Raw genomic sequence first — 7,354 nt, 5'->3', positions numbered from 1 at the left:
ATTTTGCCCCGTATGTCTCGGGATTTTGCCATATTCATGGCAAAACACCTCGCGGGATATTACCTGTGAACAGTTACAATCCAAACACAAAAAGAGGAATCCTTCACACGAAAATCTCCCCACCTGAAACACCAGGAGAAATTTTCAAAGGATTCCCCATACGATTAAATTTTTTTAAATTACATAATCTTTCTAAAAAGATCCTTCAGATCTTCTACACTTGCATTCTTCGGATTTCCCGGTGCGCATGCATCTGCATGAGCAGACTCTGCCAGGAACTGAAGGTCTTCTTCTTTGATTGCTTCCAGTTTTGTCGGGATTCCAACATCGACTGAAAGTTTTCTTACTGCATCGATTGCAGCTTTTCTGTACTCATCCTGTGTCATGGAATCTACATCTTTGACACCCATTGCACGTGCGATCTCACGATATTTTTCACCAGTGCATTCCTGGTTGTATTCCATAACGATCGGAAGCATCATAGCACATGCAACTCCATGTGGTGTATCGTAAACAGCGCCCAGCGTATGAGCCATGGAATGAGCAATTCCAAGACCTACATTTGAAAATCCCATACCTGCGATATACTGTCCAAGAGCCATTCCCTCACGGCCTTCTTTGGTGTTATCAACTGCTCCACGAAGAGATTTGGAGATCAGTTCAATTGCTTTCAGATGGAACATATCTGTCATTTCCCATGCAGCTTTTGTGGTGTAACCTTCGATTGCATGAGTCAGTGCATCCATACCGGTAGAAGCAGTCAGTCCTTTCGGCATAGAGGACATCATTTCCGGATCAACAACTGCGATGATCGGCATATCATGTGGATCAACACACACGAATTTACGTTTCTTTTCTACATCTGTGATAACGTAGTTGATAGTAACCTCTGCTGCGGTACCTGCTGTTGTCGGAACTGCGATGATCGGTACACAAGGATTCTTTGTCGGCGCGGTACCTTCCAGGCTTCTTACATCTTCAAACTCCGGGTTTGCGATGATGATACCGATTGCTTTTGCAGTATCCATAGAGGAACCACCACCGATTGCAATGATATAATCTGCACCGGAATTCTTGAATGCAGCCACACCATTCTGTACATTCTGGATAGTTGGGTTCGCTTTGATGTCAGAATAAATTTCGTACTCCAGACCTTCTTTTGCAAGAACATCTGTTACTTTGCTTGTCACATTAAATTTAATCAGGTCCGGGTCAGAACATACAAAAGCTTTTTTGAATGCATGAGCCTTTGCCTCATTTGCAATCTCAGCAATTGCGCCTGCTCCATGATAAGAAGTTCCATTTAAATTGATTCTGTTTGCCATGATAATTACATCCTTTCTGCATTGTTTAAATGGTATTTTAGTTGTTGATTAGAAATAGATTTGTAAATTTGTTACTATATTAACAATGTTGAAATAAAAAAGAAAGTTACAGAATTTGTCAAGTGTAACGTTTTCTGTAACTTTCGTGATATGTTCCAAATTCAGATATTTCTATTCAGTAAAAATCACCACAGAGTTCCGAAAAATTCTTTGTACCAGCTCATAGCACCTATATTTCCAAGTATTTAAGGCATCTCAGTTCAGAATACCAAGCCCTGTAAAAACCTCTGCCAGCCTTCCGGGCATACCATCCACCAGTGCAGCAGCCAGACCTTCCGGCATACATGTCAACTCTCCTGTCACCCATCTGACTGTCATATAAATGGAACTGTGGCAGTACATTTCAAGAAGAAAACGAAGATTTTCATCCGGAACTTTGCCAGTTTTTTCACAAATCAGCTTTTCGTAAAAATCCAGGATCAGATCAAAGTCATGCTGGCGCAGAGAATTCTGCTCATCATACCGAAACGCAGCTGCAAAGAATGTCTGCTCTTCCTGAATATAGATAAACTTCTTTACCAGTGCATCATAGACAGTTTTTCCCTGTCCCATGTGCTCAAAGGATTTCGCCAGAAGCTTGTCAAAATACCAGTTGATCAGATCATATTTATCCAGAAAATTCCGGTAAAAAGTCTGCCTGGTAAGCCCACAGTTTTCTGTAATCTGTTTCACGGTAATGTTCTCTACTGAAGTAGATTTCATACATTCTTTCATGGCTCTTGCCAGCCGGTATTTCGTCTTTTCTCCCTTTGTCAGATTTCTCTCGTTGCCTGCTTCAGCCATTCTTTTTCATCCTCATTTAAATGTGGAGATAATGTTTTATATACTTCCTTATGGTACTCATTAAGTAATTTTCTTTCACGAACGGACATCTGCTCCGGATCAACTCCATCCAGATCAAACGGCACCATCGTCAGATATTCAAAGCACATAAACTGTCCAAAGGAAGTCTTTTCTGCTTTCTTACAAAGGACAATATTCTCATGACGGATTCCAAATTCATTCTCCAGATAATATCCCGGTTCATCCGATGTGAGCATACCTTCTTCCAGCACTGCAGCCGGACTTCCTGCAATATTTTTCCAGCGGATACTGTTTGGTCCCTCATGCACATTGAGGAGATATCCTATACCATGACCTGTGCCATGATTGTAATCTTCTCCCATTTCCCAGAGTGGTTCTCTGGCAATATAGTCCAGATTCAGTCCTGTACATCCATATTTAAATTTTGCTGCTCCAAGGTTCAGATTTCCACGCAGAACCGCCGTGAAATATTTCTTTTCCTTATCTGTAACAGGTCCAAGTACTACGGTTCTTGTGATGTCTGTTGAACCTTCCAGGTAGTGTCCGCCTGTATCTGCAAGCACCATTCCTCTTGCCTCAAAAGGAATATCTGTCTCTTCTGTTGCACTGTAATGTACAATTGCAGCATGCTTTCCATATGCAATGATCGGATCAAAGCTGTCTCCCAGGAAGTTCTCCTGCTCACTGCGGAACTGATATAATTTCTTAGCCGCACTGAGTTCTGTGATCTTTTCTTTTCCAACAGTTTCCTTCATCCAGCGAATAAATCTGGTAACTGCAACACCATCTTTGATATGTGCAATTCTTTCATTCTCTACCTCAGTTTCATTCTTAATTGCCTTCGGAAGAAGTGTCAGATTTTCTTCGTCCAGAATTGTTACCTCGGACGGAATATTACTTACCAGACGACTGTTGACATTCGCTTTTGAAAGCAGCACTTTCTGATCTGCATCTATCGTCCGGACATAAGAATAGACATCATTATACGGATAAATTTCCACACCATCCGCTTCCAGATTTGCACGAATCTCTTCTGAAAAAACAGTTTCATTTACAAATAGTCTGAGTTCTTTATCTGTCATAACAAGATAAGAAAGAACAACAGGACAGCAATGAACATCATTTCCACGGATGTTCAAAAACCATGCAATATCATCCAGCGAAGTAAGTACAAAAATATCTGCTTTCTTTTCCCTCATCTGCTTACGGATTTTCGCAATTTTATCTGCTCTTGACTCGCCTGCCCATTTCACATCCAGTTCCATAGCCGGCTCACAGGAAAGTGCCGGACGGTCACTCCAGATTGCTCCGATAAGATCATCGTTTACAGCAAAAGTAACCTCTTTTTTCTTTAAAAGTTCTTCTAATTCTTCTGCCTCCCTGGCACTGACTGTACGTCCATCAAAGCCAAGGCACATACCCTTTTCAAGCTTTTTTGCAAGAAACTGATGTACTGTCGGCACATCCGGCTCACCCATTTTGAAGAGTTGAATGGTACTTCCTTCAAGCTGGTCTGCAGCCTGCAGAAAATATCTTCCATCCGTCCACAGACCTGCCATATCCTGCATGATCACAGCCGTTCCCGCTGATCCCGTAAATCCGGTAATATACTTTCGACATTTAAAATAATCACCAACATATTCCGATGCATGAAAATCATCCGTCGGCACCAGATATGCGTCAATCTTCTTCTCCCTCATCAAATCCCGAAGAGCATTAAGCCTTTCCAAAACTGTCATTTTCCAATCCTCCCTGACACATTTTATACTTCCTCTATACTACCACATTTCTCCCCCAAAAACCATACACACAAAAATACCAGAACCCCTCTCCATACGCTTTATTACTGTTCACTTCGTTCACAGTTACTACGCTTTACGTATGAAACGGTTCTGGTATTTTATTATCTCCCTATCTTACCTGCTTTTCAGCGTGGTTTACAATCAGCTTTTATCAGAAAAGTCCAGTGATCTTGCCTGTTTCGTCTACATCGATTCTCTCAGCAGCCGGTACTTTCGGGAGTCCTGGCATGGTCATGATCTCGCCTGTGAGGGCTACGATGAAGCCTGCACCTGCGGAAATCTTGAGGTTACGTACAGTAACTTCGAAGTCTGTCGGTGCACCAAGTTTTGTCTGGTCGTCTGTCAGGCTGTACTGTGTCTTAGCTACGCAGATCGGGCAGTTGCCAAATCCGAGTGCTTCAAGCTGTTTTGCCTGTTTCTGAGCATTTGCTGTCAGAACAACTCTCTTACCGCCGTATACTTTCTGTACGATCTGGTTCAGTTTGTCTTCGATAGATCCTTCCAGTTCATATGCATAGGAGAAGTCGTTTGGTTCTTCTACGAGACGGAGAACTTCTTCTGCAAGTTTGATTCCGCCTTCGCCGCCTTTAGCCCATACTTCAGAAAGAGCAACGTTTACGCCGAGTTCTTTACATTTTTCTTCTACAAGGTCAAGTTCTGCCTTTGTATCTGTCGGGAATGCATTGATAGCAACAACACATGGAAGTTTGTATACGTTCTTGATGTTGCTTACATGTTTCAGAAGGTTTGGAAGTCCTTTTTCCAGTGCTTCCAGGTTTTCGTTGTTGAGGTCAGCTTTTGCTACACCGCCATTGTATTTCAGAGCACGTACCGTAGCTACGATAACAACTGCGCTTGGGTGCAGTCCTGCCATACGGCATTTGATGTCGAGAAATTTTTCAGCACCGAGGTCAGCACCGAATCCAGCCTCTGTGATGGTGTAATCAGCAAGTTTCATACACATCTTTGTAGCTGTTACGGAGTTACATCCATGAGCGATGTTTGCGAATGGTCCACCATGAACGATTGCCGGTACATGTTCCAGTGTCTGAACAAGATTTGGTTTCAGAGCATCTTTCAGAAGTGCTGTCATAGCACCTTCTGCATGAAGATCGCCAGCTGTTACCGGTTTCTGCTCGGATACTTTACCATATGTATATCCGATAATAATCCTGGAAAGTCTTGCTTTCAAATCTGAGATGTCGCTTGCAAGACAGAGAACTGCCATGATCTCGGATGCAACAGTAATGTCATATCCGTCTTCACGTGGCATACCGTTTGTTCTTCCACCGAGTCCGTCTACTACATTACGAAGCTGACGGTCGTTCATATCCACGCATCTCTTCCATGTAATCTTTCTCGGGTCAATGTTCAGAGCATTTCCCTGGAAGATATGGTTGTCGATCATTGCTGCAAGAAGGTTGTTTGCTGCACCAATCGCATGGAAGTCACCTGTGAAATGAAGGTTGATATCTTCCATCGGAACTACCTGCGCATAGCCGCCGCCTGCTGCACCACCCTTAACACCAAATACCGGTCCGAGGGATGGCTCACGAAGTGCAACCATAACGTTCTTACCGAGTTTCTGCATTGCATCAGCAAGACCTACGGTTGTAGTAGTTTTTCCTTCACCTGCCGGTGTCGGGTTGATTGCTGTCATAAGAATCAGCTTACCATCTTTTCTGTCGCTTTCTTTTAAAAGATTGTAGTCGATCTTTGCTTTGTATTTTCCGTACTGCTCCAGATATTTGTCATCAATACCTGCTTTTTCTGCAATCTTGGTAATTGGCTGCATTACGCACTCCTGTGCAATTTCGATGTCACTCTTGAATCCCATAATTGTCTCCTTTCATTGTAGGCACACCACCATTTTAACCATATATTCGGTTAAAAAAAACAGTATCCGAGATATTCTCAAATACTGCCCAGACGGTCGACTCTGCAAATCTCTGATTCCCATGTGGTGATTTCCACTGCTCCGCCAGTCATCAGAGACGTTATCAAATTGATAAGAAAATAATATCATATATAACGGAGTTTGTCAATAAATTATCAAATTTTTTCTTTTCTTTTTACAAAATGATAAAGAATTCAAAATAAAAGTTGTTTATTTTTTACAATAAAAATATAAATAAAAATTGTTTTTCATTTTTTCTTTTGTAAAAGAAGGAACGCAAGGGGACTTGGCCAGTCCCCTTGCAACCCCTGGGCTAAAAAGCACACAATTTCTTCTCTCTTCAAATATAAAATAAATCGAAAAATACCAGGACTCCTCTCCCTCGCACGGAGAAGATATCCTGGTATTTTATCATACTACTAACAAACTTTTACACGTGGCCTGGTGGGGTATATTTTCTCAAACTTACTTGCTTTTAGCGGGGCCAAGCAGGGGGAGTCTGAGGGGGACCTTCGGTCTTTCGCAACTTTGAGATGGTCCCCCTCAGGGTTTTATAAGTTATCAAACTTCTGACAGTTGTTAAGGAAGAACCTTAAAAAAGTGGTTTAAGGCTCGGATACAGTTTCTTAAACTTCTGATACTTTTCTTCGTATTTTGCCACAAGTTCTTCTTCTGGCTCAACAGTGTCTACTACATGTGCCATCTTCTTTCCAACAGTCTCAACATCCGGATATGCTCCGCAGCCTACAGCTGCCAGCATGGCTCCTCCCATGGATGGTCCTTCTTCAACTTCAAGGACATCGACTTTGAGGTTCATCACATTTGCGATGATTTTTTTCCAAAGCGGACTCTTTGCTCCGCCGCCGCAGATCTTGGTGCGTTCAATCTTGATTCCGAGCTTTCTTGCTACTTCAAGGGAATCACGAAGTCCAAATGCAACGCCTTCCAGAACAGCCTGTGTCATATCTGCTCTTGTAGTGTCCATGGACATTCCAAAGAATACGCCTCTTGCATCTGGATTATTATGAGGTGATCTTTCTCCCATCAGATATGGAAGGAAGAATACGTTATTTTCTCCAAGTTTCTGGATTGGAGCCTGTTCTGCTGCAAAATCCCTGGTCTGAAGAATTTCTTCTGCCCACCATTTATTACAGGAAGCAGCACTCAGCATACATCCCATAAGATGATAACTTCCGTCAGCATGACAGAAAGAATGCAGTGCATTGTTCTCGTCAACACCAAAGTTTTTGCTAGAAATAAAGATTGTTCCGGATGTTCCAAGTGAAATGTTACACTGACCGTCACCGACAGTTCCTGTTCCGACCGCAGCAGCTGCATTATCTCCGGCACCTGCCACAACTTTGACATCAGCAGAAAATCCGAGTTCCTCTGCCACTTCCGGCTTCAGCGTTCCGACCACTTCCCAGCTCTCATACAGTTTCGGAAGCTGTTCTTCTCTTACGTCG

5 protein-coding genes and 1 riboswitch are annotated in these 7,354 nt (G+C 42.6%); all 5 genes read right to left on the bottom strand.

All coding sequences use genetic code 11. The features are described from left to right. Nucleotides 1-179: 179 nt before the first annotated feature. Nucleotides 180-1,325, bottom strand: coding sequence for a lactaldehyde reductase (gene fucO / locus GT674_RS16185; protein WP_161286618.1), 1,146 nt, complete (start codon nt 1,323-1,325; stop codon nt 180-182). Nucleotides 1,326-1,580: 255 nt separating this feature from the next. After that, nucleotides 1,581-2,168 (bottom strand): TetR/AcrR family transcriptional regulator C-terminal domain-containing protein, encoded by a 588-nt coding sequence (locus GT674_RS16180; RefSeq protein WP_161286616.1) that lies wholly within the window; start codon nt 2,166-2,168, stop codon nt 1,581-1,583. Beyond that, complete coding sequence (locus GT674_RS16175) at nt 2,138-3,928, bottom strand: aminopeptidase P family protein (RefSeq protein WP_161286615.1); 1,791 nt, start codon at nt 3,926-3,928, stop codon at nt 2,138-2,140. The genes GT674_RS16180 and GT674_RS16175 overlap by 31 nt, the downstream gene beginning before the upstream one ends. 214 nt (nt 3,929-4,142) lie before the next feature. Further along, on the bottom strand, nt 4,143-5,828 hold the full coding sequence (locus GT674_RS16170) for a formate--tetrahydrofolate ligase (RefSeq protein ID WP_161286613.1): 1,686 nt from the start codon (nt 5,826-5,828) through the stop codon (nt 4,143-4,145). 79 nt (nt 5,829-5,907) lie between these two features. Next, nucleotides 5,908-5,990, bottom strand: a riboswitch (ZMP/ZTP riboswitch). A gap of 490 nt (nt 5,991-6,480) precedes the next feature. Next, a partial coding sequence (locus GT674_RS16165; protein WP_243149175.1) for an FGGY-family carbohydrate kinase occupies nt 6,481-7,354 on the bottom strand: 874 nt, incomplete at its 5' end.

Source organism: Blautia sp. BIOML-A1, assembly GCF_009883055.1.
Taxonomy (GTDB): Bacteria; Bacillota; Clostridia; order Lachnospirales; family Lachnospiraceae; genus Blautia_A.
The sequence above is the reverse complement of the archived record's forward strand: the minus strand, read 5'-3'. Positions and strand labels throughout refer to the sequence as shown.

Bases quoted from the DNA above. Each gene is read 5' to 3' on its own strand.
- fucO (WP_161286618.1), bottom strand. From the start codon at position 1,325: ATGGCAAACAGAATCAATTTAAATGGAACTTCTTATCATGGAGCAGGC.
- GT674_RS16180 (WP_161286616.1), bottom strand. From the start codon at position 2,168: ATGGCTGAAGCAGGCAACGAGAGAAATCTGACAAAGGGAGAAAAGACG.
- GT674_RS16175 (WP_161286615.1), bottom strand. From the start codon at position 3,928: ATGACAGTTTTGGAAAGGCTTAATGCTCTTCGGGATTTGATGAGGGAG.
- GT674_RS16170 (WP_161286613.1), bottom strand. From the start codon at position 5,828: ATGGGATTCAAGAGTGACATCGAAATTGCACAGGAGTGCGTAATGCAG.